26 protein-coding genes are annotated in these 25,936 nt (G+C 64.4%); 12 read left to right on the plus strand and 14 right to left on the minus strand.

Going from position 1 to position 25,936, the window contains the following annotated elements; all coding sequences use genetic code 11:
* Positions 1-163: 163 nt before the first annotated feature.
* Positions 164-778: an NAD(P)-dependent oxidoreductase gene (locus PQR08_RS04440; protein ID WP_250484514.1), complete on the plus strand. Its 615-nt coding sequence runs from the start codon at positions 164-166 to the stop codon at positions 776-778.
* 60 nt (positions 779-838) lie between these two features.
* On the opposite strand, the gene PQR08_RS04445 is transcribed toward PQR08_RS04440, so the two are convergent.
* The 5 genes from PQR08_RS04445 to PQR08_RS04465 all read right to left on the minus strand — a co-directional run bounded on the left by PQR08_RS04445 (position 839) and on the right by PQR08_RS04465 (position 6,003).
* Entirely contained in the window at positions 839-1,306 is a 468-nt protein-coding gene (locus tag PQR08_RS04445) for a DUF3331 domain-containing protein (protein WP_238217078.1), read from the minus strand.
* A gap of 311 nt (positions 1,307-1,617) precedes the next feature.
* Positions 1,618-2,454: an ABC transporter permease gene (locus PQR08_RS04450; protein ID WP_035501577.1), complete on the minus strand. Its 837-nt coding sequence runs from the start codon at positions 2,452-2,454 to the stop codon at positions 1,618-1,620.
* 6 nt (positions 2,455-2,460) lie between these two features.
* A complete protein-coding gene (locus PQR08_RS04455) occupies positions 2,461-3,732 on the minus strand; it encodes an ABC transporter permease (protein WP_250484515.1) in 1,272 nt (423 codons plus the stop codon).
* A 66-nt stretch (positions 3,733-3,798) separates the two neighbouring features.
* Entirely contained in the window at positions 3,799-4,833 is a 1,035-nt protein-coding gene (locus PQR08_RS04460) for an ABC transporter substrate-binding protein (RefSeq protein WP_035501580.1), read from the minus strand.
* Between the two features lie 72 nt (positions 4,834-4,905).
* Positions 4,906-6,003 (minus strand): ABC transporter ATP-binding protein, encoded by a 1,098-nt coding sequence (locus tag PQR08_RS04465; RefSeq protein ID WP_250484516.1) that lies wholly within the window; start codon positions 6,001-6,003, stop codon positions 4,906-4,908.
* A 181-nt stretch (positions 6,004-6,184) separates the two neighbouring features.
* On the opposite strand from PQR08_RS04465, the gene pdxR reads away from it, so the two are divergent.
* Positions 6,185-7,702, plus strand: a complete 1,518-nt coding sequence (pdxR, locus tag PQR08_RS04470) for a MocR-like pyridoxine biosynthesis transcription factor PdxR (protein ID WP_250484517.1) — start codon at positions 6,185-6,187, stop codon at positions 7,700-7,702.
* 8 nt (positions 7,703-7,710) lie between these two features.
* On the opposite strand, the gene PQR08_RS04475 is transcribed toward pdxR, so the two are convergent.
* Positions 7,711-8,295 (minus strand): TetR/AcrR family transcriptional regulator, encoded by a 585-nt coding sequence (locus PQR08_RS04475; RefSeq protein ID WP_250484518.1) that lies wholly within the window; start codon positions 8,293-8,295, stop codon positions 7,711-7,713.
* A 97-nt stretch (positions 8,296-8,392) separates the two neighbouring features.
* Between PQR08_RS04475 and PQR08_RS04480 the strand changes: the two genes are divergently transcribed.
* Entirely contained in the window at positions 8,393-8,860 is a 468-nt protein-coding gene (locus tag PQR08_RS04480) for a nuclear transport factor 2 family protein (RefSeq protein WP_238292494.1), read from the plus strand.
* 24 nt (positions 8,861-8,884) lie between these two features.
* On the opposite strand, the gene PQR08_RS04485 is transcribed toward PQR08_RS04480, so the two are convergent.
* Positions 8,885-9,064, minus strand: a complete 180-nt coding sequence (locus PQR08_RS04485) for a CsbD family protein (protein ID WP_035501622.1) — start codon at positions 9,062-9,064, stop codon at positions 8,885-8,887.
* A gap of 73 nt (positions 9,065-9,137) precedes the next feature.
* Positions 9,138-10,160 (minus strand): transporter, encoded by a 1,023-nt coding sequence (locus PQR08_RS04490; protein WP_250484519.1) that lies wholly within the window; start codon positions 10,158-10,160, stop codon positions 9,138-9,140.
* A 290-nt stretch (positions 10,161-10,450) separates the two neighbouring features.
* On the opposite strand from PQR08_RS04490, the gene PQR08_RS04495 reads away from it, so the two are divergent.
* The 3 genes from PQR08_RS04495 (at position 10,451) to PQR08_RS04505 (ending at position 11,867) form a co-directional block, all read left to right on the plus strand.
* Positions 10,451-10,798 carry a hypothetical protein gene (locus tag PQR08_RS04495; protein ID WP_238217063.1) on the plus strand — a complete coding sequence of 116 codons (348 nt, stop codon included), beginning with the start codon at positions 10,451-10,453 and terminating at the stop codon, positions 10,796-10,798.
* Positions 10,799-10,860: 62 nt separating this feature from the next.
* Entirely contained in the window at positions 10,861-11,292 is a 432-nt protein-coding gene (locus PQR08_RS04500; protein ID WP_238217062.1) for a response regulator, read from the plus strand.
* A gap of 296 nt (positions 11,293-11,588) precedes the next feature.
* Entirely contained in the window at positions 11,589-11,867 is a 279-nt protein-coding gene (locus tag PQR08_RS04505; protein WP_187606477.1) for a hypothetical protein, read from the plus strand.
* Positions 11,868-11,976: 109 nt separating this feature from the next.
* Here the strand turns inward: PQR08_RS04505 and PQR08_RS04510 are convergent, their stop codons facing one another.
* Positions 11,977-12,936 carry a chemotaxis protein gene (locus PQR08_RS04510; RefSeq protein WP_187606476.1) on the minus strand — a complete coding sequence of 320 codons (960 nt, stop codon included), beginning with the start codon at positions 12,934-12,936 and terminating at the stop codon, positions 11,977-11,979.
* Positions 12,937-13,205: 269 nt separating this feature from the next.
* Between PQR08_RS04510 and PQR08_RS04515 the strand changes: the two genes are divergently transcribed.
* The 3 genes from PQR08_RS04515 to PQR08_RS04525 all read left to right on the plus strand — a co-directional run bounded on the left by PQR08_RS04515 (position 13,206) and on the right by PQR08_RS04525 (position 15,592).
* Positions 13,206-13,646, plus strand: a complete 441-nt coding sequence (locus PQR08_RS04515) for a CBS domain-containing protein (protein WP_035501590.1) — start codon at positions 13,206-13,208, stop codon at positions 13,644-13,646.
* Between the two features lie 111 nt (positions 13,647-13,757).
* Complete coding sequence (locus PQR08_RS04520; protein ID WP_238292491.1) at positions 13,758-14,744, plus strand: diacylglycerol/lipid kinase family protein; 987 nt, start codon at positions 13,758-13,760, stop codon at positions 14,742-14,744.
* Positions 14,741-15,592: a metallophosphoesterase family protein gene (locus tag PQR08_RS04525; protein ID WP_250484520.1), complete on the plus strand. Its 852-nt coding sequence runs from the start codon at positions 14,741-14,743 to the stop codon at positions 15,590-15,592. Before PQR08_RS04520 ends, PQR08_RS04525 begins: the two co-directional genes overlap by 4 nt.
* Here the strand turns inward: PQR08_RS04525 and PQR08_RS04530 are convergent.
* On the minus strand, positions 15,576-15,971 hold the full coding sequence (locus PQR08_RS04530) for a PPC domain-containing DNA-binding protein (protein WP_238217056.1): 396 nt from the start codon (positions 15,969-15,971) through the stop codon (positions 15,576-15,578). The two genes, PQR08_RS04525 and PQR08_RS04530, sit on opposite strands and share 17 nt — an antisense overlap.
* A 104-nt stretch (positions 15,972-16,075) precedes the next feature.
* Between PQR08_RS04530 and PQR08_RS04535 the strand changes: the two genes are divergently transcribed.
* Positions 16,076-16,465, plus strand: a complete 390-nt coding sequence (locus PQR08_RS04535; RefSeq protein ID WP_035501595.1) for an MAPEG family protein — start codon at positions 16,076-16,078, stop codon at positions 16,463-16,465.
* Positions 16,466-16,483: 18 nt separating this feature from the next.
* Positions 16,484-17,158 (plus strand): alpha/beta hydrolase, encoded by a 675-nt coding sequence (locus tag PQR08_RS04540; RefSeq protein ID WP_250484521.1) that lies wholly within the window; start codon positions 16,484-16,486, stop codon positions 17,156-17,158.
* A 636-nt stretch (positions 17,159-17,794) separates the two neighbouring features.
* On the opposite strand, the gene PQR08_RS04545 is transcribed toward PQR08_RS04540, so the two are convergent.
* Complete coding sequence (locus PQR08_RS04545) at positions 17,795-19,804, minus strand: hybrid sensor histidine kinase/response regulator (protein ID WP_250484522.1); 2,010 nt, start codon at positions 19,802-19,804, stop codon at positions 17,795-17,797.
* Between the two features lie 259 nt (positions 19,805-20,063).
* On the opposite strand from PQR08_RS04545, the gene PQR08_RS04550 reads away from it, so the two are divergent.
* Positions 20,064-20,210, plus strand: coding sequence for a hypothetical protein (locus PQR08_RS04550; protein WP_187606469.1), 147 nt, complete (start codon positions 20,064-20,066; stop codon positions 20,208-20,210).
* Between the two features lie 177 nt (positions 20,211-20,387).
* Here PQR08_RS04550 and PQR08_RS04555 read toward each other — a convergent pair whose 3' ends face one another.
* Genes PQR08_RS04555 through PQR08_RS04565 form a run of 3 tightly spaced genes read right to left on the minus strand, consistent with a single transcriptional unit; the run spans position 20,388 to position 25,633 of the window.
* Positions 20,388-23,174, minus strand: coding sequence for an Hsp70 family protein (locus PQR08_RS04555; RefSeq protein ID WP_250484523.1), 2,787 nt, complete (start codon positions 23,172-23,174; stop codon positions 20,388-20,390).
* Positions 23,175-25,061, minus strand: a complete 1,887-nt coding sequence (locus tag PQR08_RS04560) for an Hsp70 family protein (protein WP_250484524.1) — start codon at positions 25,059-25,061, stop codon at positions 23,175-23,177.
* Positions 25,058-25,633 (minus strand): DUF2760 domain-containing protein, encoded by a 576-nt coding sequence (locus PQR08_RS04565; protein WP_238292005.1) that lies wholly within the window; start codon positions 25,631-25,633, stop codon positions 25,058-25,060. The genes PQR08_RS04560 and PQR08_RS04565 overlap by 4 nt, the downstream gene beginning before the upstream one ends.
* Between the last annotated feature and the right edge of the window lie 303 nt (positions 25,634-25,936).

The following is a 25,936-nucleotide window of genomic DNA, read 5'->3' on the forward strand; positions in this document are numbered from 1 at the left end:
CTTTTACAAATGACCGTGCGCTAATTGATTCCCCGATTTCGTCTGATGTGGAAACAAACGCTATCAAAAGCGCTTGCCAGGCCACGGTTTATTTTCCTGCAACATAAACCGGCTGATTCGACGGCGCCGGTGCGAACGCCGTAAAAGGAAAGGAGAATGTGGCATGAGCAAAATCGCGATCATCGGGGCGACGGGTAATGTCGGCAGCCGGCTGATGGAGGAGGCGTTGCGGCGTGGACACACCGTCAGCGCGATCGCGCGCGACACGTCCAGCCTTGAAAAGCGGGACCGCGTCAGCGCGCACGACGTCAACGTGCTGAATGCGGACTCGCTAGCCACCGTGCTCGCGGGACACGACGCAGTGTTCAGCGCGACGCGCTTCGCCACCGTGTCGGAAAGCGCGATAGTCGGACCGGTGAAGCGCGCCGGCGTGCAGCGCCTTCTGGTCGTCGGCGGCGCGGGGAGCTTGTACGCGGCGCCCGGTCAGCGCGTGCTCGATCTGCCGGATTTCCCCGACGCGTACAGGCCGGAAGCCACGGCGGGCGCGGCTTTTCTGGATGCGCTACGCCGCGAACGCGATGTGGACTGGACCTTCGTTTCGCCGTCGGCCGAGTTCGTGCCCGGACCGCGCACGCAAAAATTCCGGCTCGGCGTGGACGAATTGCTCGTCGATAACGGCGGACGGAGCTGGATTTCGTTCGACGATTACGCGATCGCCTTCCTCGACGAATTCCAGAGCGGCGCGCATATCCGCCAACGCATCACGGTCGGATATTGAACGCGCGCGCCGGCAGAAGCGGCATCGACTGACGATGCCGCTCCAGTTTCCCGCCGCTCGTCAGCCTTGCAGGTCGACTTCCATTTCCTCGGCGTTCTTCGGCATCGCGTCGGCGAGGATCATCGCGGCCGCGTTTTGCGGCTTCGGATCGCGCTGCGACGGCCGATAGACCTGATCGCCACGATGAATCGGCATCCCCGATAGCGAGCAGACGCCTTCCGCCGTCGCGGTCGTGGCGCGCCAGCCCTGATAACCGTAGTGGCACGTACCGGGATCGGACCAGTAGACGAGCGCCGTCGCGCTGCTCGGACGCTCGATCACGCGCACGATCGCTTGCGGAAACGGCAGCCGATCGTCCACCTGATGCGGGTGCGTGCGGTTCCAGTCGCGCGTCAGACGCTCCAGGAACGCGTTTTCGGCGCGCGCGGATTTCTGGGATGGGGCTGTGCGAGCGATGTCCATCGGCATCGCTTCGAGCAGGTGAACCGTCTGTGACCACGGGTCCGCTCTTTTCGAAAAAGCTGTCATGGCATTGTTCCAGGCTTTGACTCGACCTAGAACGTACGTCATTAAGCACATTCCGATAAATACTGCATCAGTGAATACACTATCCCGTTGCTGCGAATAATCGATCGAACGGAAACGAGAACCCACGCAGCGCCTTGACTGGCGGGCGTTCAAGCGGTTCGTAAGGTCGCTCGCGGACCGATACGGACGGCGTTCTCAGCCGCAATCACCCAGCGCCGCGATGGTTTTGTTCGAGATCGACGTGAATGGTCGGGCAAGCCGGCCTCTCAGAGGGGCGCGCCGGTCCGCGATGCCTTCTTCGGACCGCTCCGCTAAGCGATCGCACGCGCCGCCGCACGACCTCGCAACCATTCGAGCGCAAGCAACAGGCTCGTCGAAAACACGATGAGGATCGTCGCGAGCGCGGCGATCGTCGGGCTGATGTTTTCGCGAATGCCGGTGAACATCTGCCGCGGAAGCGTCGTCTGATCGGCGCCGGCGAGAAACAGCGTGACGACGACTTCATCGAAAGAAGTGGCGAACGCGAACAGCGCGCCCGAGATCACGCCCGGCGCAATGACCGGCAGCGTCACGCGAAAGAAGGTTTTCAACGGGCTCGCGCCAAGCGACTGACTCGCCCGCACGAGGTTGTAGTTGAAATTCTGCAGCGTCGCGCCGACGGTCGTCACGACGAATGGCACGCCAAGCGCCGCGTGCGCCAGAATCAGCCCGAAGTAGGTATTGGCGATGCCGAGCGGCGCGAAGAACAGATACATGCCGACGCCAACCACGATCACCGGCACGATCATCGGCGAAATGAGCACGGCCATGAGCACGCTCTTGCCGAGGAAGTTCGCCTTCGTGAGCCCGACCGCCGCGAGCGTGCCGAGGATCGTCGCGACGAGCGTTGCCGACGGCGCAACGATGAAGCTGTTCTTTGCGGCCATGCGCCACTCGTCGGACATGACGAGGTTGTGATACCAGCGCATCGACCAGCCCGGAATCGGGTAGACCAGGAACGTGCTCGACGAAAACGACAGCGGCACGATAGCGAGCACGGGCAAAATCAGATAAAGCAGCGTCAGCACGCAGATGATGCGCAACGCGAAATACCAGATGCGTTCGATCGCGGACGTGTGCGGCGCGAACATCGGTTTGGCGAGTTTCATCTTTCTTTACCCCAGGCTCACGTTGGAGCGCGTGAAGCGTCCATAGACCACGTAGAGCAGCAGTGTCGCGGCGAGCAGCAGTGCGCCGAGCGCGCATGCCATGCCCCAGTTGATCGTCACGTTGGTGAAGTAGGCGATGTAATAGCTGACCATCTGATCGTTCGGCCCGCCGAGCAGCGCTGGCGTGATGTAGTAACCGATCGCGAGAATGAACACGAGCAGCACGCCCGCGCCGATGCCCGGATAAGTCTGCGGCACGTAGACGCGCCAGAACGCCGCGAACGGATGACTGCCGAGCGAAACGGCCGCGCGCTGATAGGTCGGCGGAACGGACTTCATCACGCTATAGAGCGGCAGGATCATGAAAGGCAGCAGGATGTGCGTCATCGAGATATAGACGCCCACGCGATTGAAGAGCAGCGAGAGCGGCGAGCCGATCAGCCCGCTGCCGAGCAGCGCCTTGTTCACGAGCCCTTCGCTTTGCAGAAGCACGATCCACGCGGCGACGCGCACCAGCACCGACGTCCAGAACGGGATCAGCACGAGCACCATCACGAGGTTTGCGCGGCGTTCGGGGAGCGTCGAAATCCAGTAGGCGAGCGGATAGCCGAGCAGCAGCGCGAACAGCGTCACGCCCACGCCGATTACAAAGGTGCGGCCGAAGACGTTGAGATAGATCGACTGATCCGGGTCCGCATGAACGATATTGCCGAAGCCGTCCTGCTTGTGATCCAGTGACGCAAGGATATAAAACGGCGAATAGCGGCCCGCGTTCTTCGCGATCGCCTGCCAATAGACGGGATCGTTCCAGCGGTCGTCGAGTTCGAGGATCTTCGCCTTGATCTGCGCGGCAGGCAGCGGCTTGCCGTCGTCGCCGTTGAGCGGCATCGCGCGCGCGGTTTTCGCAACGAGCGAGCGATAACCCGGAATTTCGGTGTTCAGACGCCGCGCGAGGGCGCCCATCGATTCGCCTTCCGAGATCGTCGTGAGGTCCTGCGCGAGCGCGGCATAGGCTTCATCCGATGGCGGCGCCTTGCGGTCCCATTTCGCGAGCGCCGCGCCGGTGTGCGGCAGCGCGTTCGCCACTTCGGGATTTTCGATCGCGCGTGTGAGCAGCGCACCGATCGGCACCACGAAAATCAAAAACAGAAAAATGGCGAGCGGCGCGATGAGCATGAGCGCCATGGCGCGCTTCTTCGCATCGGCGATCTTCAGTTCGCGCTTCAGACGCGCGCTCGATTCGCGCGATTCTTCCGCGGGGATCGTCATGGTGTTCACGCTTGAGTCTCCTTCTTTGCGGTCGCGCTTTCGAAAAGCGCGACCGTCTCGCTGCCTATGACGCTTTTACTTCGACGCCCACGCGGTGAAGCGCTGCTCGAGCTCGTCGCCGTGATCAGTCCAGAACGCCATGTCCTGCAGCACCGCGTTCTTTGCGTTATCCGGCGAATTCGGCATGTCGGCCTTCGTCTTCGCGTCCAGCGCGGAGATCGCGGCCTTGTTCACCGGGCCGTACGCGATGTTCTTCGCATAGACTTCCTGCGGCTTCTGCGACACCGAATACGCGATGAACTGCTGCGCGACGTCCTTGTTCGGCGAGCCCTTCGGAATCGCCCAGTAGTCGAGGTCGTAGATGCTGCCGTTCCACACGACCTTCAGGTTCTTGCCTTCCTTGCGCGCCGCGTCGATGCGGCCGTTATACGCGGTGGACATCACGACATCGCCCGCGACGAGGAACTGCGGCGGCTGTGCGCCGGCCTCCCACCACTGAATGTTCGGCTTGAGTTCGTCGAGCTTCTTGAACGCGCGGTCCGCGCCGGCCTTCGTGCCGAGCACCTTGTAGACGTCCTTCGGCGCGACGCCGTCGGCCATCAGCGCGAATTCGAGGTTGTAGCGCGCGCCCTTGCGCATGCCGCGCTTGCCGGGGAATTTCTTCGTGTCCCAGAAGTCCGCCCAGCCTGCCGGCGCGGACTTCAGCTTGTCGCCGTTGTAGGCGAGCGCCGTCGACCACACGAAGAAGCCGACGCCGCAGGTCTGCGGCGATTCGGGCACGAGGTCCGACTTCTTGCCGATCTTCGACCAGTCGAGCTTTTCATAGAGACCTTCGTCGCAGCCGCGGCCGAGATCGCCCGATTCGACTTCGACCACGTCCCAGTTCACGTGCTTCGCTTCGACCATCGCCTTGACCTTGGCCTGCTCGCCGTTGTATTCGACGGCCGTGACCTTGTTCTTGGACGATTGCTCGAACGGCTGATTGAACGCGACCTTCTGCGCGTCGCCGTTCGCGCCGCCGAAATTGACGACGGTGATTTCCGCCGCCCCCGACGCCGCCGACACGCACGCGAGCGCAGCCGCCATGGAACACAGTGCGAACTTCTTCATGATGGTTTCCTCTCTTCTTCGACTTGGTTTTGTCAGTAGACCTACGTGGGAAGCGCGACGCCCGATCGAGATTCAGGCGAACACACGCAAATGCTCGGGCGCGAATTCGAGCGCGATGGGCGCGCCGGGCGTGAAGCCGTCGAGCGCCGCGGTGCCGAGCGGCACCTTGACGAAGCATTCGTCCTGCTCGCGCACGCCGCAGCGCATGCGGACGTGATCGCCGAAATAGATGAGGCTCTTCGCTTCGCCCGCGAGCGCGTTGATGTTGCCGTTCGCATGGCCGTTGCCCTGCGTGAGCTTCATGCGCTCGGGCCGGATACAAGCGATGGCCGGCGCACCCGGTTTCGCATTCGCGACATTGAGACCGGACAGACGCGTGCCGTCGGCGAGTCGGAGATCGCAGAAGTCGCCCTGAATCTCTTCGATGGTGCCGCGCAGCCGGTTGCTGTCGCCGATGAAGTTCGCGACGAACTCGTTGCAGGGCGCTTCATACAGATGATCGACGGTGTCGAGCTGCTGCACGATGCCCTTGTCGAACACCGCGACGCGGTCGGACATCGTGAGCGCCTCGCCCTGATCGTGCGTGACGTAGACGAAGGTGACGCCGAGCTTCTCGTGCAGCGCCTTGAGTTCGATTTGCATGTGCTCGCGCAACTGCTTGTCGAGCGCGCCGAGCGGCTCGTCCATCAGCACGAGCTTGGGCTCGAACACGAGCGCGCGCGCCAGCGCGATACGCTGCTGCTGGCCACCGGAAAGCTGCGCCGGGTAACGCTTCGCGAAGCTGTCCATGCGCACCATCTTGAGCGCGTTGTTCACGCGATGCGCGCGCTCTTCGGCGGACATCTTGCGCACCGTCAGCGGATATTCGACGTTCTGCTGCACCGACAGATGCGGAAAGAGCGCGTAGTTCTGAAACACCATGCCGATGTCGCGCTTGTGCGGCGGCACCTTGTTGAGCAGCTTGCCGTCGAGCCAGATCTCGCCGCCGGTGGGGAACTCGAAGCCCGCGAGCATCATGAGGCAGGTGGTCTTGCCGGAGCCGGACGGCCCGAGCAGCGTGAGGAATTCGCCCTGATAGATATCGAGATCGAGCGACTTGACGACGAGCGTTTCACCGTCGTAGGTCTTTCGCACGCCGCGAAAGCTGACGATCACCTGATCGGATTTCATCTTCCGTGTCTCCTTCGGAAAACCCTGATACTTCCGACCGCCTCGTTGGGCGCCCGGAAATTATTTCCACTACTTGCGATAACTATAGCCCGTTACGGTTCTACAATGGGGAGCCATTTCAATATTCAAAATAGAGCCACTTGAGCGTGTCGGGAAAGTGGTTCCAGGCGGTGACGACTTCATGGATACCATCATCCTGGCCGACTGGCTGAGCGCGCGGCTCGACCGGTCCGCCGCTGAGCCGATGTACCGGCAAGTGCTCGAACTCATGCAGCAGGCCATCCTGACGGGCCAGCTCGCACCCGGCACGAAGCTGCCGAGTTCGCGCACGCTCGCGATCGATCTCGGCATCGCGCGCAATACCGTGCTGCAAGTCTACGATCAGCTCACGGCCGAAGGCTATGTCACGTCGACGACCGGTAGCGGCACCTATGTCGCCGACACCGCGCCGCGCGATGGCGTCGCGGGCAAGGCGAGACAGGCGGAGGCGCCGTGCACGATCTCGCGTCGCGGCGAGCGTCTGATCGCGCAGGCAGGCGTGTCGCCGAAGCAGTGGGGCGCGTTCATGCCCGGCGTGCCCGACGTCGCAGAATTTCCGGCGCGCACATGGAGCCGCTTGCAGGCGCGTTTGTGGAAGCGCGCGAGTCCCGAACTGCTCACGTACGCGCCGGGCGGCGGCTATCGGCCGCTGCGGCGCGCGCTGTCGGATTATTTGCGCGTCGCGCGCTCGGTGAAGTGTCAGCCGGACCAGATCATCATCACGACGGGCATTCATCAGTCCATCGATCTCGCCGTGCGCCTGCTCACCGATTTCGGCGATCGCGCGTGGGTCGAGGAACCGTGCTACTGGGGCGTGCGCAGCGTGCTGCAGTCATCGGGCCTGACGCTCGTGCCGATTCCCGTCGACGAGGAAGGGCTCAATCCCGCCGCGCGCGACATGGCCGACCCGCCGCGCATCGCGCTCGTGACGCCGTCGCATCAATATCCGCTCGGCATGGTGATGAGTCTCGCGCGACGCCGCGCGCTGCTGGAGTTCGCGCGTCAGCACAAGGTGTGGATCATCGAGGACGATTACGACAGCGAGTTCCGCTATGGCAGCCGCCCGCTGTCATCGCTGCAGGGGCTCGACGACGCGGGACAGGTGATCTATGTCGGCAGTCTCGGCAAGATGCTCTATCCAGGCTTGCGCATGGGCTATATGGTCGTGCCGGACAACCTTGTCGATTCCTTTCGCACCGGCGTGGCCGAACTCTATCGCGAGGGTCAGTTGATGCAGCAGGCCGTGCTCACCGAGTTCATTCTCGACGGCCATCTGACCTCGCATGTGCGCCGCATGCGCGGCCTGTACGGCGAGCGGCGCGAGTTGCTGATCAACGCGATCCGCGAGCGCTTCGGCGAAACGCTCTCCGTGCGGGGCGATGAAGCCGGCCTGCATTTCGTGCTCGATCTGCCCGATTCGGCGGATGACCGAATGATTGCCGCCCGCGCGCTGTCCGCCGGTGTGGTCACGCGCCCGCTCGACAACTATTACCTGAACCGGCTCGCCGCGAGAAAGGGCTTGATGCTCGGTTACGCGTGCGTGCCGAACGATCAGATCGCGCCTCACTTCGCGCGGCTCGCGGATGTGGTTGAACTGGCGATATCGCCGGGTTCATCGAAGCGGGCTGTCACGTCGGTCGAAAGCGCATCGATCAAGTAGCGCGCCGGCTATTGGGCGCTCCGTTGCGCCGCCGTGATCGCTCGCACCACGCGCGCCAGCGCCTTCAATGCATCCGCGGGCGATTCGGCGAATTGCGCAGCAACGATCGCGCCGTCCACCGCCAGGGCGAGCGCTTGCGCATCCGCCTTCGACGTGCGCGAACCCGGCATCAGCGTGCGGATCGCCGCGGTCATGTCGCGCTTGTGACGCCGCGAGATATCGACCGCCTGCGGCAATGTCGCCCCGACTTCGACGACCGAATTGATGAACGCACAACCGCGATAAGCTTCGCTGCCGAACCATTCGGCCAGCGCGGGCACGAGCGCGCTGAGCGTGCCGCCGTGCCGCGCGAGCGCATCGCGGAACCATGTCATCCAGTTATCGTGGCGAAAATCCAGGAACGCGACGATCAGATCGTCCTTGCTCGGAAAGTAGCGATAAAACGTCTTTTTCGCGACGCCCGACTCGGCGATCACCCGATCGACGCCCGTCGCGCGAATGCCGTCGCGATAGAAGAGATCATGCGCGATATGCAGGATGCGCGCGTCGGGCGCGAGTTCGGAAATATCGATGGAGACAGCAGAAGTATTCATGCAATCGATTGTAGACAGGTTCGTCTACCTGCGCTAGAGTGCGTCGAGTAGACAGACCTGTCTACTCATCTCATCGCTTGATAAACGAGGACTCGCCATGGAATCCAAGCCGCCATTTCCGCCGTTCGATGAAGAATCCGCCAAGCTCAAGGTCCGTCTCGCCGAAGATGCGTGGAATACGCGCGAGCCCGAGCGCGTGTCGCTTGCTTATAGCGTGGATACGCGCTGGCGCAATCGCGCGGAGTTCGCGAACGGGCGCGAGGAAGTGGTCGCGTTCCTGCGGCGCAAGTGGGCGCGCGAACTCGACTATCGGCTGATCAAGGAGCTATGGGCGTACAAGGACAATCGCATCGCGGTGCGTTTCGCCTACGAGTGGCATGACGATGCGAACAACTGGTATCGCAGTTTCGGCAACGAGAACTGGGAATTCAACGAAGCAGGTCTGATGACGCACCGTCACGCGTCGATCAACGATCTGCCGATCAAGGAAGCGGATCGCAAATATCACTGGCCGCTAGGCCGCCGGCCCGACGATCATCCGAGCCTGAGCGACCTGGGCTTCTGACAGTTTCAGCAGGCAGCGCAGCGGTTATTTCTTGATGCGGCGCACGGCGTCAGCCGCTGCGCCGAGTTTGGCCTGCATCTTTCCCGCCATTTTTTCGGCGGTGCCGCGCATTTGCGTCCCGCGATTTCCTGTGGCCTTGCCGACGGCTTCGCGGACGATGCCTTTCATCTGGCGAGCCGTGCCTTCGATGCGGTTCTTGTCCATCATGTCCTCCGACGTTTCGCGAGGCATGAGCCTCATCGGAAGACTTCGCATCGAACGTGCCCGGCCGGATTCGCTACATGTCGCGGCGGCGGCGGAAGGCCCACCATCCGGCGAGCACGGTAAACGTCGCGACGATCACGACCAGCAGCCAGAAACCGTGATGATTTTCCGCGAGCGGAATGCCGCCCACGTTCATGCCAAAGAACCCCGCGACGATGTTGATCGGCAGCGCGAGCACCGTGACGAGCGTCAGCGTGAAGAGCGTGCGGTTGCTTTGCTCGCCCATGCGCGTCGCGACTTCTTCCTGCAGAAGCTTGATCCTTTCGACGAGTCCGGCGAGATCGTTGAGCACGAGCGAGAACTCTTCGGTCGCGTCGCGCAGATCCTGAATGTCCTGAGAATGAAGCCAGCGCGGCGGCCGCGCGAGCAGACGGAACACGGAGCCGGGCTCGGGAGCGAGCAGACGCTGCAGCCTCACGAGGACGCGCCGCAGGCCGCCGAGATCGGTGCGGGTCGCGGCGCCGCGCATCGAAAGAAAGCGATCCTCGATGCCGTCGACCTCGACGCTCGTGCGCCGCACGATATGCACGAGCAGATCCGCCTGATCGCGCAGCATGTGGGCGAGCAGTTCGGCGGGCGAGCGGAAGATTTCGCCGCGCCTGACCGACTCGCGCAGCGAATCGACCGAACGCAGGGGCTTGAGGCGCGCCGTGACGAGCAGCTTCTGATGCGTGTAGACCCACAGCGTCGCGATCTCGGAGGGCGTCAGCTCGAAGTTGAACATCACATCGTTGATGACGGCGAAGAGCGCGCCTTCCTGATGCTCGATGCGCGTCGAGTGCGAACCTTCGTTGAGCGTCTCGAAGAATGCGTCGGGCAGGCCGAGACGTCCGCGCATCCAGCGCTCGCAGGCGCTGTTCGCGAGATCGAAGTGCAGCCAGACGAATTCGCGGGTCGTGTCGTCGCGGGCGAGCCATTCGCTCGCGGCTTCGGCATCGATCGGCTCGCCGGGGTGATCGACATGAAATCGGAAGCCGCAGACGAGGCCGGAAAAGTCGGAACCGTAGGGCGGTCTTTGCAGGGTAGCGGGATTCATGCGGGCATTCGGTAGCATTCTGGGGATGTCGGCGCGTCTGCCGGGGATGCGGACCTCGACGTTTCAGGCACGCACGCCGCCACGCGCTAGTGTGCCATCGGTCGCGCCCCGAATCGCGATCGTAACGCGCAAACACAAGTGAAACGATCGCCACCGGCGCGCCGGTATGTGCAAATATGAGTGTCATATTGTCGGCGTATCATCGCGCCACGCAAGACGGGCGCACGCGCGGCGCCACGCATCGAGTCGGCCGCCCGCGCGGCGTCGCGTGCCAACCTGGGGAGAAGGCAGTGGAAGACCGTGACGATCTGGACGGGGCGACGACGCAAACCACGGCGGGCGGGCTCGTCCGTCTTGCGTCGTTGATCGCAGGGCTCGCGCGCGAGGGCGTGATCGATACCCGCTTCGGCGCGAAGCTCATGAAGCGGCTCGACAAGGAAGCGCGGCGCGTAACGGGGCCCGGCGCAACGCCGCTGGACGAGGCGGAGCAGGCGGCGCTTTTCGGCGCCCTCGGCGAAGTCGATCTCGCGTTGCGCCAGTGCGACGCGGCATCGCTCGTCGAAGCGAACGCGCGGCTGCGCGAGGACGAAGGGACATCGGGAAAGCGTCGCAAGGGCAAGAAGGACGCCGACGCCTGAGTTTCGTGGAGCGCGGGCGCAAGAAATGCTGCAACGCCGGTATGTGCTTCAGGTAAGTGCCCATGCCCGTCTCCCTGCATTCCCCTCATTGCTCCCTCTGGACGGACCGTAGCGTCGACGTCGACCGCGATCCGTGGCGCATCCTCGTCGTCGACGACAACGCCTACAGCGCCGAAGCGCTGTCGGCCGCGCTCGAATCGGACGGTTTCGACACCCGTTTCGCCCTGTCCGGCGTCGATGCGCTGCACGCGGTCGACGGCTGGGTGCCGCACATCGTCATTCTCGATATCACGATGCCGGAGCACGACGGCTACGCAACCGCGCGCGTGCTGCGCCGGATCGCCCGCACGCGCGACGCGGTGATCATCGCGTTTACGGCGCTGGGCGAGGAAACCGTGCGCATCGAAGGCATGCACTCCGGATTTGACGGTTATTGTCAAAAGGGCAATCCGCCCGCCGCGCTCGTTCGCCTGATCGGGCGACTCGTTCACTGAACGAGCGCGTATCGAACGGCCGTTTTCCAAATAATTGTTCCGTCCCTGCCAAAAGACGCGCGACGTCGAGTTGCGCTGCAGCACACCCAATCCCTTGCCTGATGGTCGTTTACGGGAAATCCGTACGCTCGTGCAGCCAGCGATTGTTGGCGCACAGCGAAAACTGAATTGAAATTTATGGAGATAAAAAAGCGATAGTAGGGGTATACACTGCGCTTCATCGACGTAGCAGACAGTTTCTCGCAAGACCGCTGCGGCGCTTTCTGATTGAACGTCAACCGTCTTTGGAGCTCACCATGAAACGCAATCTCATCGCTACCCTTCTGATCGCCGCTACCGCCACGCTCGCCGCACCCGCTTTCGCAAGCGGCTACGGCCCGGCTCCGTTCTACCGTCCGGCAGTTGGCGCGCCGACGTCGCAACAAGGCCCGAGCGCACAAGCGATCGCCGCTGAAGAAAATGCCAACGGCACGAACACGACCGCTTTCGGCGGCTCGCGTGACACGCTGGCTCAATCGGGCAACCGTTCGGCGCAATCGAGCAACAACCCGCAATCGGTCTTCTTCGGTCACTAATCGAATCGGCTGGCCCGGCTCATCCGCCGGGCGTATCGGCTGAAGGACTGCTTCGGCGCCCGCTGACACAGACTCAAAAGGTTTGTGTTCAGCGGGCGCCGATCGTTTTTCAGGCCGCGTGCGCGAGCGCGCCGCGCATCACATTGGCCAGTTCCGACGCCTCGAACTTCGACACATACGCATTCGCGCCGACCTTGCGCACATGCTGCTCGTTCGCCGATCCCGACAGCGACGAGTGAATCACCACCGGAATGTGCATCAGCCCCGTTTCCGCCTTGATGCGGCGCGTGAGCGTGAAGCCGTCCATCTCCGGCATTTCCAGATCGGTAAGCACGAGCGCGATGTGATCCGCGACCTCGGTGCCTTCCTTCTGCGCTTTCCTGAGCGCGGATTCCAGCACGTCCCACGCTTCCTGGCCGGTCTTGGTCATCACGAAGGGCACGCCCATCGCGGTGAGGCTCTGTTCGATGAGCGCCCGCGCGACACCCGAATCGTCCGCTGCGAGCACGCGCGCGCCCGGCTTGAGAATGAGCCGCCCGGTGTTCGCCTCGGTGATATCGGTTTCCTGTGACGGCAGCACGTCACGCACGATGCGCTCGACATCGAGCACCTGCGCGAGCCGCGAGCCATCGACGTTGCCGTCGAGCCGCGCGAAGCTCGTCACGGTCTTGCCGCCCGAGTGCGATTCCGCGGACAACACCTGATTCCATTCGAGCCGCACGATATCGTCGACTTCCTCGACCGCGAAACCTTGCGTCGTGCGAGCGAATTCGGTGACGAGCAGGATTTTCGGCCCGTTCTTCGGCCGGCAGCCGGTGATGCGCGCGAGATCGATCACGGGAATGATCTGTCCGCGAATATCCGCGACGCCGAGAATCTCCTCGCTCGATCCGGCGACGGCCGTGATCGTCGGCATCGCGAGAATCTCGCGCACCTTGAATACGTTGATGCCGTAAAGCTCCCGCTGTTCCGAGCCCGGCGCCTCGCCGAGCCTGAACAGAAGCAATTCGAACATGTTGCTGCCCGCGAGCCGCACGCGCTGCTCGATATCCTGTTGTGAACTGCTCACCTCGTTCTCCCTCTAAGCGGTGCATCGCGCCGCGTTGCCGTCGTGTATGTGCCTGTTAGCGGCATCCGACGACGAAACTGAAGCTGAAACAGAACGCGCGCAGAATGAATGGCGCGTCCGACGAGGCGCGAATCGCGGCTATACTTTTTGAATGGTCGGGTTAATGCCTATGAAGGCAATGGCGCGCGAGGCTTTACGCTCCACACAGGCGCAAGACAAACCCGTCGCCCAGGCGCAACAACGTTCCCCGCTCATAACGGAGGCGCTCGATGGCAACAGTCGCACAGGTTCTGAATTCGAAACCCGAACAGACGGTCTATACGATTGCCGCAACGGCGTCGGTCTTCGATGCGATCAAGATGATGGCCGACAAGCATATCGGCGCGGTGATCGTCACGGAGGGCGATGAAATTGTCGGCATCATGACCGAGCGCGACTATGCGCGCAAAGTCGTCCTGATGGACCGCGCGTCGAAGCAGACGCCCGTGCGCGACATCATGACGTCGCACGTGCGCTACGTGCGCCCCGACCAGACCACCGACGACTGCATGGCGCTCATGACCGACAAGCGCATGCGCCATCTGCCGGTGATCGACAACGGCAAGCTCGTCGGCATGATTTCCATCGGCGATCTGGTGAAGAACATCATCTCCGAGCAGCAGTTCACCATTCAGCAACTCGAGTACTACATTCGCGGCGAGCACACGTAAGCGTGCGCGGTCCGGCTGTAAGCATTTCGTTATAATCGGCAGGCTCCGCGCGCGAGTGCGGAGTCAGGCTCGCCGTGCGCTTCTCGCGCGGATAACGAAGGAGCGCCGCCGATGACCCCGACAGCCGCATCCGCCGAAAGAGAGAAGACGCTCGCCGCCGACGCGCCGTTCTTCATCGTGATGAACGCGGGCTCGGGCCGCCGTCAGGCCGACGCGACGCGCACCGTGCTGGAGCGCGAACTCGGCGCGGCGGGCCGGCGCTTCGAATTGCGCGTCGTCGACGATCCGCGTCGCCTCGCGAGCATCGCGCGTGAAACCGCGGCGGCGGCGTGCGCGCAGGAGGGCGTGCTCGTCGGCGCGGGCGGCGACGGCACGCTCTGCACGGTCGCGCATGCGGCGTACGACGCCGGTTGCCCGTTCGCGGTGCTGCCGCGCGGCACGTTCAACTACTTCAGCCGCGACCACGGCATTCCCGCCGACCTCGAGCAATCCACCCAGCTCCTGCTCGATGCGCGCGCCTATCCGGTGCAGGTCGGCTTCGTCAACGGGCGCATGTTTCTCGTCAACGCGAGTCTCGGCCTCTATCCGCGGCTGCTCGAAGATCGCGAAATCTACAAGCGGCAATTCGGCCGCAGCCGGCTGGTCGCGCTGTGGTCGGCGCTTTTCACGATGCTCAAGCCGCATCGGCATTTGCGTTTGCATATCGATCACGAAGGCAGCACCACGGAGATTCGCTCATCGACGCTTTTCGTCGGCAACAACCGGCTACAGATGGAGCAGATCGGCATGCCGGACGAAGCGCGCGCGCTGGAACAGGGCTTGCTCGTTGCGATTGCGCCGCGGCCGGTGGGGCGGCTCATGCATCTGTGGCTGTCGCTGCATGGCGCGGCGGGGCGCCTGTCGGATTCGGATCATGTCGTGAGCTTCACGTTCGAGCGGATCACGGTGACGCATCCTTCGAAGCGGCGCAGACCGATCAAGATCGCGACGGATGGCGAGATCACGAAGCTGCGCATGCCGCTGGAATTCCACGTGTCCGACAAGCCGCTCTTTCTGCTCAAGCCCGAACCGGCGGTGGCCGAAGCGAATCGCTCATGACCTTGCTGTTGCAGATTTCCGATACGCATTTCGGCACCGAGCGGCCCCAGGTCGTCGCGGCGCTGCTGCGTCTTGCGGATGCGCTGTCGCCCGATCTGGTCGTGCTCTCGGGCGATATCACGCAGCGCGCACGCAGGCAGCAGTTCACCGCGGCGCGTGCGTTCGTTGATGCGCTCGGCGCGACGCCGACGCTCGTCGTCCCCGGCAATCACGACATTCCGCTTTTCAATCCGCTCGCGCGGCTGTGTTATCCGTACGCGAATCATCAGCGCGTATTCGGCGCCGATCTCGAACCGGGTTTCGAATCGCCCGACTTGCTCGTGCTGGGCGTGAACACGACGCGCGCTTACCGTCACAAGAACGGCGAAGTGTCGATGCGGCAGATCAGACGCGTCGCCGCGCGCCTGGAGGCGGCGAGCGCGGCGCAGTTGCGCGTCGTGGTCACGCATCAGCCGGTGGCCGTTACGCGCGCGCAAGACGAAAAGAATCTGCTGCACGGACGGGAGCGCGCGGTGCAGCGCTGGGCGCGCGCGGGCGCGGACCTGATTCTCGGCGGGCATATCCATCTGCCTTACGTGCTGCCGCTGCACGATACTTTCGCGGGTCTGTCGCGGCGCGTGTGGGCGGTGCAGGCGGGCACGGCGCTGTCGCGGCGCACGCGCGGCACGATCGACAATTCGGTGAACGTGATTCGCCACGACGCGCAAGCGTGCGACGGCGGCGCGCGCCAGACCACGGTCGAGCGCTGGGATTACTCGGAGACGGGCGAAGCGTTCGAGATGATTGCGCGCCATGAACTTGCGCTCGACGGCGCGAAGCCGGTGGCTGCGCTCACGTTGCCCGGATGACGAGCTCCGCGAAGCCTGTCGCGGCGTCGTGCTCGCGCGTGTAGCGTTCGCCCGGCAGGTTCGCGACGACGATTTCCGCCGTCGTGCGCACGATGCAGCCCGGCGTGACGTGGCCGCCGGACACGCGGCCGTCGGCGTCGGACACGCTCATGTGCAGGTGCGGACCTTGCGCGGACAACGTACCGGCGAGCGTGAGGATTTCGAGGTCGCCGCGCAACTCGGACGCTTCATCGCGGCCCGCGTGACGTAGCCGGGCGACGCTCAGGCTGCCGATTCCCTGCAGCACGAAGGCCGCTGAAAGCCCGTGCGTGCGGAATGCGTGATCGAGCGCGGCGCGCAGGTCATCGCCGGGTGACAGACGAAGGGTCATCGCATGCATGAATGAAAGGCTCCGGGCGGATCGCACTCAAGACTACACGCTCGCGGATCGTGATGGCATCATGAGCGCGACCCGAAGTGGCTATATCTTTCCATGGAGACGCCATGAGTTTCGAACTGACGATGCTGGCCTGGACGCTCGTGCTCGCGCTGGTGCAAGTGTTGCTCCCGGCTGTGGTGCGCAATCGTGAAGTCGGCCTCAGATACCAGGCTGGCCCGCGCGATGCCGCCACGCCGCCGCCCGGCCGGCTGTCGGGCCGGCTGATGCGCGCGCAATCGAATCTGTTCGAGACGTTGCCGATTTTCGCCATCGCGGTGCTGATCGTGCACGTGACGGGGCGCGAGAATGCGCTCACCCATTACGGTGCGCTCGCGTATTTCGTCGCGCGCCTGGTTTATGTTCCGCTCTACGTGTCGGGCGTGCCGTTCGTGCGCTCGCTGGTGTGGCTGGTGTCGGTCGTCGGCATCGTGCAGATACTCGTTCCCATCATCTGACGAGAGGAGTGAAGGGCAATGACCGATCAACCTTCGACCATCGAGATCGAAACCGCGCCGAATCCCGAATTCGCCGTCATTCTGATGCATGGCCTGGGCGCCGATGCCAACGACTTCGTGCCGCTCGTGCCCGAATTGCGTCTCGCCGATGCGCCCGCCATCCGCTTCGTGTTTCCGAACGCGCCGGAGATTGCCGTTACGGCCAACAACGGTTACGTGATGCGCGCGTGGTACGACATCCTGTCGTTCGAGGGCATCAACCGGCGCGTGGATGAGGCGGGCATCGTGAAGTCGGTGGAGCGCGTGCGGGGGCTCGTCGCGGAGCAGAACGCGCGGGGCATTCCGAGCGAGCGCATTTTCATCGCGGGCTTTTCGCAAGGGGGCGCGATGACCTATCACGCGGGCTTGACGCATCCCGAGAAGCTCGCGGGGCTGATCGTTTTGTCGGGCTATATCCCGTCGGAAGGGCTCATCGATGAATCGTTCAGCGACGCGAATCGCTCGATTTCGATCTTCGCCGCGCATGGGAGTTTCGATGATGTGCTCAATGTGAGCCTTGGCGAACAGGCTTGTGAATTTGCTCGGGCGCAGGGGTGTAATGTGGATTGGCATGCGTATCCGATGCCGCATTCGGTTTGTATGGAGGAGGTTGAGGCGCTGCGGGGGTGGTTGGGGGCGAGGCTGGGGGGGTAGGTTTTTTCTTTTCGCCGGATCCCGTATTCGTGTTGGTCTATTAGCGTTGCCCCTGTGCGGGGCGGCACCTACTTTCTTTGCTGCTGCAAAGAAAGTAGGCAAAGAAAGCAGCTTCTCACCGCCCGCAGTCACACGCACGTTGGCCATGCTTGCCAGCCGCCGGTGGCACTCGCCTAAGTGTCGCCCTCGAAGGACTTACCGGGCTTGGCTCGCGCACGGTCTGCCGCTCCAAATGTTTTGGCGCGCTGGTTCAGCACGAAAGAGTTCCGGCACAGCGCTACGCGCTGCCGTTGGGTATGCGAGGGAAACCATCGAAGAAGCGCGCACGCAAACCCGATTGACCCATCGGCCGCGAAGCGGGCTGGAGCTATTTAGTGCTGAACCAGTGAGGCAAAACGTTTGGTGCGGCAGACCGTGCGCGGTCCAAGCCCTGTTCTGCTTGCGAGGTCACTCGCTACTGCCGGGCCATTCAGCCAATCGTCTGTGCCGCGGCCGGTGTGAAGTGCTTAGGCTGGGGATAGCTGTTTCTTTGGTTACTTTCTTTGCAGCAGCAAAGAAAGTGACCCCCGCCCCGGGGAGGGGCAGAGCTAATAGACCGACACGATAACGGGATCCGGCGAAAAAAACCGAGCCTCATCACACAGCCACAACACATTCCCCGGCAATCAACGCAAGCATCCCGCGCCGCAGCTCCGCCGGGCTAACCGGCTTAGAGAGCACATCCTGCTCACAGGCAAGCGGCACGATACTCGCCGCCGGCTCCCCGGTCACGACAAGACACGGACAAGGCCGCCCCAACCGCGCCGCCCCGAGCATCGCCACTTCGCGAGCGGTCTTGGCATCGCGCAGCCGAAAATCCGTGATGATGAGATCGGGAAAGCGCTCGATATCGCCCAAGATCGACTGAAACTCCTCGAAGCTCGCAGCGGAGTCATAAAGCACGCCCCATTGCGAAAGCAGCGCTTCCGTGGAGGCCCGCACGAGGCCGTCGTCTTCCACGAGCAACACATAGCGCCCCTTGAGCTGCGCCATATCGGCCGCTTCGGAGCGCGCCGGCGCGCGCGCCGATGGCTTGTCGGGCGACGGCCCGCACAGCGGCATTTCGAGCGAGAAGCGCGAGCCGCGCCCTTCGGTGGACTTCAGTTCGATGCGATGCTGGTCGAGCATCGACATCACCGCATTCACGATCGACAGCCCGAGCCCCAGCCCCTTGTCGCGATCCTGCTCGGGATTGTCGACCTGAAAGAACGGCTGGAAGATCGCGTCGAAGTAATCGGCCGGAATGCCGATGCCGTTGTCCAGCACGTCGATGCGCGCGCGCGTCGCGGAGCGCACCACGCCGACGATCACCGTCGGCTTCGACGATTTGTTCTGGTCCGCATACTTGATGCCGTTCGACACGAGATTCGCGACCGCCCGCCCGAGCCAGTGCGCGTCGCTGCGTACGCAAACCACGTCTTCCTTCGGCAGCCGCAAGCGCAATTCGACGCCCCGGCTCATCGCGAACGGACGCAACTGCTCGGCGGCTTCCTCGACGATCTGCCGCACATCGAACACGTGATAGCGCGGCACGACGCGGCCCGATTCCAGCCGCGACAGATCCAGCACAGCGTTCAACAGCCGCGCAAGGATCACGGAGGAGCGCCCGCATTCGTTGATGAGCCGCTCGGCCTGATCGAATTCGCCATTGCGGATGGCTTCGGCGGCCGCCTGCAGAAACAGGTTGAGCGCGTGCATCGGCTGGCGCAGGTCGTGGGTCGCGGCGGCGAGGAAGTTGGACTTCTCGCGGCTCGCCGTCTGCGCGGCGATCATCTGCTGTTCGCGCAGCGCGAGCAATGCGTTCGTCTTGTTCTCCTGATCCTTCTTCGACACTTCGAGCTCGCGGTTCTTGCGGCCGAGCGAAACATTGGCGGCGCGCAATTCGTCATTGAGCGATGCGAGCGCGCGCTCCGAGCTATAGCGCTCGCGCGACACGCGCTCGGCGTGCGTGCAGACGCCGTGCCCCACAACCACGACGTTGAACATATAGAACAGCCCAGCGAAGAAATCCTCGGGGTTGAGCAGATGAATGGTGATCTGCAGGACGACGATCGACGCCAGCGTGATGATCCCGGCGGTCAGCGCGACGCGCGAGCGCAGATAGAAGAAGCTGAACTGGAAGAACAGCGCGAGACACAGGCCGATGAAGTGCTGCGTGTAGTTGTAGGGCGCGGGCGTGATCGCCACCATCGCGAGGATCAGGCACAGGAGCCCGTAAATGCCCGTGAGAATGATGCGCTGCGAGCTCGCGTGCGAGCGGAACGCCGGCCGCAGCACCAGAACGCCGACGAAGAACAGCAGCGCGATGCCCGCGAAGCGCAGCGCGAGGATATCGGGCAGGCGCGAGGCGAGCGCCTGGTTGCCGCGCGCGAAGCTGAAGTCCCACCAGAGAAAGCACGTCCAGATGGCGAGCGCGAGCAGCGTCGATGCGCGCCGGAACGCGCAGAAGCGCTGGCTGTGGTCTTCGAGAAACTGCGCCTCCAGCGCGGGATCGGAAAACGGCGCCGGTATCGACAGATTGCGCACCAGGCTCGCGCCGGCTTCACGGGCTGCCGCGAGAAGAATTCCTGGATTGCGCACGCCGGCGGCGCGTTGCGGTACGGCCATCTTCGTGCTCGCTTACGGAATCGGGATATCTACTTTAGGCCAATGCGGTCATACAAATACGCCTTTTTTTAGCAATCAGCCGTTATATCCGGAAATTATTGCGTCTTTATGAGGGCGATGGGAAGCAAGGCGGAGGGAGGAAGGAGATCGGCAGGGGTCGGCTTCGGGAGCCGACCGGCGAGCGTCTGATTTGCGCTCGCCGATTCGAAGGACAGCCACATCAAATGCCCCCCGCACGATGACGAGGGCGGAACTTCGGATGGCCGCTCAGCTTTTCGGTTTGGCCTTGGTGGTGCGCTTCGTGACCTGCATTTCCTTCGCGCCTGCTGCCTTCGCGGGCGATGCCTTGCTGCCGGCCGATTTTTTACGGCTCGACATTTCCGTTTCGGCGGGTTGGCTCGCTTGAGCCTTGCGTGGGGATGGCATGCTGACCTCCTTCAGTGCGTGTCCATATCGACACACTGATAACCATAGGATGCGGTCAGCCGGTATTCAAGAGCAGGCGGGCTTCTCGCGCAACACATCGGCGAAAAAACTTCTGAGGACGAAGTATTTCGACGCCGATGCGCGGCGCTTCCGATGCTCAGCGGATCAACTTCAGCCCCGCAGGCAACGTTTCGCCGAAGACGCGGCCCTCGTCCGCGCGATCGAGTTCGACGGTCTCGCGGACCATCGCGATCCACGCCTGCGCCGCGCCCATCGCTTCGAGGCGTTGCACGACGGCCGCTCGCGCCTCGTCGGGCAGGTCGCGCGAGCGGTCGCCGGTCATGCGCGCGATCTGCACGGCGGCGAACGCGGCGGGATCGATCTTCTTCCAGTCGAGCGCGAGGATCGCATCGAGCCAGACGACGGCGACCTCCGGCGGCACGACGCCGTGCGCACTGCCGTAGAAGGGCGCACGCGCGCCGATGCGGCCCAGCGCCCACCAGCTCTGCACGTTCTCCGAAGGCTTTTTGAGGCGCGTGAGCAGCCACTCGCCGGCCTCGATCTTGCGCTCGACCGGCACGCGCTCCAGCGACGCCGCGAGCCGCACCATGTCTTCATAGCCCGCGCGCGCCGCGCCAGCCGCACGGCGATAGCGGCTGGTCCCAGGCGGCTGAAGCACGAAGGCCATGTCGTCGAGCAGCCGCAACTGCGCCGTTTCGGAAAGTCCGCCGGCGGCGCGGCGCCAGAGCGTCCACCATTCGGACCAGATCTGGCTTTCGTTGCTGTACTGGATGCCCTGATCGAAGAGCGTCCACAACTGCTCGACGCGCCATTCGTCGAGCGGATGCCCGAAGCCCGGCCGCATGCAGTAGCCCGTGAGATTGAGCCACAGACGCTCGTGATCGGCGCTTCGGCGGCGCTTCTTCGCGCGCTCGAACAACGCGCCGAAGAGCTCGCGCAAGAGCGCGATGTCCCACGTGTCGCGCGCGCCGAGCGTCTGTTCGAGCTGCGCGCGCAGGCGTTTGACTTCCTTCGGGCCGATGTCATGCGACTTCGCGCCGAAGGTGCGGTCGATCAGTTCGATGGCTTTGGGCAGTGCCGGATGCGATTCGCTCGCGGCGTCGTCGCTTTGGGGCGCTTCGCGGCGCAACTGGAATTCGAGGAGCCAGCGTTTCGCGGGATCGTCGACGGCCGTGCAATGCATCTCCAGCGTGCCGACTTCCGTGAGCGATGTCGTCAACTGGACCGGCGTCTCGCGCGCCCGGCCGTGGTCCGCGGCGCGCGGATCGATGACCGTCGCGACCGGCGGCAGGCGCACGAAATCGCCCGATGCGGCCGCGAGGTCCGCGAGTGCTCCCGCCTCGTAAGCCGTCTCAGCCACCGAGGACGCCAGGTGAAAGCGCACCGGCGCGCCGAGCGTGAGCGCGAAGGTCCGGTCGGCGAGATGGATCGGCTGGCCTTCCTCCGTGCCGCGCGGCAGGACGCAGACGCCGCGCATCGCGTTGGCGTCGTCTTCGAGCAGCAGGAAGAAGCTGCGCGCCGAGCCGCCGCCGATCTTCGGCGCATGGCCCGCGCGCGCGAGCGCATAGGCGACCGCGCCGCGCGCGACCGCGACATCGGGATCGCCGTTCGCGAGCACGTTGACCGCTTCGCCGCGCCAGCCGGAAAGCGTGTCGGCGATGCGGCGCGCGAGCGGCCCGGCGCGAAACACGCCGCCGTTCAGCAGCAAGGTGTCCGGGATGGCGATCGTGTCGGCGCTCGCGCCGAGCGCCTTGCGCGCCTCGCCCGCATGCTGGCCGAGAAAGGCCGCGATATGCCGCGTGATGGCCGGGTCGCTCGCATACGGCAGCCCGAATTCCACGATGCCGCCGCGTGCCCGACTGGGGCGATCGCTCGCGGACACCATCGGAAAGAAGCCTTCGACGATGATCTGCTCGATCTCCTCGCGCGTGACATCCGCCGAACGCGCGCCGCCGACGAGCTTCGCGCCCGCGCCGAGCAGCGTGATCGACGTGGAATCGGGCGCATTCTCGCCGAGCAACTGCTCCTTCGCGGCGCGGCAGCGCTCGACCAGTTGCGAAAGACGCCCGGCGGACAGGCGCGCATCGCCGCCCGCGAGCCGCCGCTCGACGAGATGCGCGAGCGCGAGGTCCATGTTGTCGCCGCCGAGCATCAGATGGTTGCCCACGCCGATGCGCGTGAGCACGGGCTCGCCGTTTTCCATGGCGACCTGAATGAGCGTGAGGTCGGTCGTGCCGCCGCCGACATCGACGATCATCACGAGCCGCGTATCGGCGAGTTCGCCGGCGAGCGTTTCGCGATGGTGAAACAGCCAGTCGTAGAACGCGGCCTGCGGCTCTTCGAGCAGCCGCAGCGTTTCAAGTCCCGCCATGCGCGCCGCTTCGAGCGTGAGGGCGCGCGCGCCTTCATCGAACGAGGCGGGCACGGTCAGCACCACGTCTTGCGCGTCGAGCGGCGCGTCGGGAAAGCGCTCGTTCCACGCCGCGTGCACGTGCGCCAGATAGCTCGCGCTGGCGATCACCGGCGAGATTTTTTCGACGTCGTCGCCCGCGCCCCACGGGAGAATGGGCGCGAGGCGATCGACCGCCGCATGCGACAACCAGCTTTTCGCGCTCGACACGAGCCGTCCGGGCACCTGCGCGCCGAGCTTCCTCGCGAATGCGCCGATGACGGCGGGCGCTTCCATCTCGCCCCACGGCAGTTGCAGATCAGCGGATTTGAGTTCGCCGGGCGCGAAGTGATAGCGCAGCGAAGGCAAGAGCGGCCGCGCCGCGACTTCGCCGGCGCCAACGAGCTGCTCGATCTCGAACACGCGGATATCGTTCGATCCGGCCGGCGCATATGCGACCACCGTATTGCTCGTCCCCAGATCGATGCCGACGCTAAACCGCGCGCCCGAGACCTTTTTCTTGCGCGCGGACACTTACAGTCCCATGCCCTGATCCGCGCTCACGCCGCCACGCACGTCGAACTCGACTTTCCAGCGCTCGGACGAGCCGCGCGGAATCGCTTCGAGTTCGAGCGTGCCCGCCTCGGTCACGCGCGCATGCAGCTTGACGGGCACGACCTCGCCCGGCGTGCGGCCTTCGGGCGGCAGCGATGCCTCGATCTCTTCGAGTTCCTGCAACTCGTCCGGCTGCCAGTATTCGAGCAGCGTGCCGACCTGATCCTGCCTGCGCACCGACGAGCCGAAGAAGCGGAAATGCACCGGCTCCCCGACGACGAGCCCGAATTCCTGCGCGGGCAACTCGGCGTCGGTGCCTTCCTCCATGCCGAACGGCGCGACGCACAGCGCCTGCACGGGCGGCTCCAGTCCGGGCACGGCCGGCATCGCCGATTCGACCGCGACGTAGTACGCGCGCGCCGTGCCGCCACGGATGCGCACGCCACGCCCATGCCGCACGTAGCCGTAATAGGCCGCGCCGCGCGCGACCGCGAGATCCAGGTCCGCGCCTTCGAGCAGACGCGCGGCGGGCGCGTTTTCGGCGGCGAGCCATGAATTCAGCGTCGACATCACGCGCTCGACGAGCAGCGGCGACTTGAACACGCCGCCGTTGAAGAGCACGACGGTCGGATGCAGCAGCGTCGCGCCTTGCGGCGTTTCATGCTGCAAGCCTTCGATTTCGGCGAGTGCGTTGACCTGCCGGCCGAGGAACGCGGCGAGATGGCGCGTGACGGCGGCGTCCTGCGCGTAGGGCAGACCGAGCTGTGTGAGACCGACGCGCGCGCGCGACACGGGCCGCGTCGATGCATCGACTTGCGGGAAAAAGCCTTCGAGCAGGATCTGCGTGAGTTCGGCGCGCGTGAGTTCGGTGCGCAGCGACCCGCCGATCAGCTTCGAGCCGCGGCTCGGCACGACGAGCGGCACGGCTTCGGCGGTCGGATCGGAGAGCAGCGTTTCCTTTGCTGCGCGGCACGCGTAGGTGAGGGCGCGCAATTGCCACGGATCGGGCTGCGTGCCTTGCGACGCGAGCTTGCGCGCGACCGTGTGCGCGAGCGCGAGGTCCATGTTGTCGCCGCCGAGCAGGATGTGCTCGCCGACCGCGACGCGATGCAGTTCGAGATTGCCTTCGCGCTCGACGACCGCGATCAGCGAGAGGTCGGTCGTGCCGCCGCCGACATCGACGACGAGAATCACATCGCCCACCTTGACCTGCTTGCGCCAGCCGCCGGTGGACTTCTGAATCCAGCTATAGAGCGCGGCCTGCGGCTCTTCGAGCAGCGTCATGCGCGAATAGCCGGCAGCGCTGGCGGCTTCGGCGGTGAGCTCGCGCGCGGCGGGATCGAACGACGCGGGAATCGTCACGGTGACGTCCTGCTGATCGAACGGTGCCTCGGGATGCGCGTGATTCCACGCCTCGCGCAAGTGCGTCAGATAGCGCACCGAGCTTTCCAGCGGCGACACGCGCTCGACTTCCTCGGGCGCATCGGACGGCAGGATTGCCGCGCGCCGGTCGACGCCGGGATGGCACAGCCAGCTTTTCGCGCTGGAGACGAGGCGGATCGGCGTGCCCGCGCCGCGGCTTCTCGCCAGCTCGCCGACGATGAACTTGCGCTCCTGCGTCCACGGCAGCGTGAGATCGCCGGGCGCGAGCTCGTTCTCGTGCGGCAGATAGAGGAAAGAGGGCAGCAGATCGCGCTCTTCTGCGGCGCCGGGCGCGGTCAGTTGCGGGATCGAAAGCACGCCCTGCGCGGTCTTTTCGCCGTCGCTCGCGCTCATATCGACGTAGGAGAGCGCGCAATGCGTCGTGCCGAGATCGATGCCGATCGAATAGCGCGCCTTATTTTCGTTGCGGTCGATATCGCTCACAGTTCCACCTCCGCCGGCGCGACGATGCTTGCATCATGGGACGGCGCGAGCTTCGGCAGGCGCGTGTCTTCGACCTTCCAGCCGCGATGGCTGATCTGGCCGTTGAAGGGCGGCTTGCCGACGACATTGCCGGTCAGACGCACGGCGGCCGCATCGAAACCTTCCTGCAGCGTGACGCGGCTGCCTTCGGCTTCGGTGCGCACGGGCTTGATCGTGAAATGTTCGCGCAGCACCGTGCGGCAGCCGTCGTGCACGAGACGGGCGGCCGCGCCGATATCGCCGTCGCTGTAATTGGCGATGTCCTCTTCGACGAAATCGATGAAGCGCGCATCGCGTTGCAGAAGGCCGAGCAGTTGCAACGCGGCGACGGGACTGGATTCTTTCAGCGCGGACGGCGCGGGTTGAACGGGTGCGGCGGCGGGCTTGGGCGCTTCTGCCGTGAAATCGGGCGCTTCGGGTGCTTCGCGCAGGCGCTGCACGCGGCCTGCGAATGCTGCGTTGCCCAGAACGCCGAAGAAGACGCCGAAGGCAATGCCTATCCTGCCGAAAAAGCCTGGATTCATGTCGGTCATGTGATGCTCCTGTTGGCCGCGCGAGGACGACCCTATCCTCGGGCGGCGCGGGTGGCCGGTGTTCGGTGCCGTGTAGGCGGGGGTGATGCCGGGATGCTGCCGGTGCGCGCGGCGATCGGGCCGCGTCGTTCGCGAAAGCGCGGAAAAGCATGAAAAGCGCTAACGGCGTTTATACCGTATCCCCGTATTTTCCATGATGTCGCGCCCCGGCCGGAAAAAAGCGCGGGCGAGGCGCGCGGCGGCGGGCCTCATTCTCGCGATTTGCGCTGTCAAGTCAAGGCGCGGCGGGCCTTCGGGCGCGTT

Origin of the sequence: Caballeronia jiangsuensis (assembly GCF_046030135.1) — a bacterium.
Lineage (GTDB): Bacteria > Pseudomonadota > Gammaproteobacteria > Burkholderiales > Burkholderiaceae > Caballeronia > Caballeronia jiangsuensis.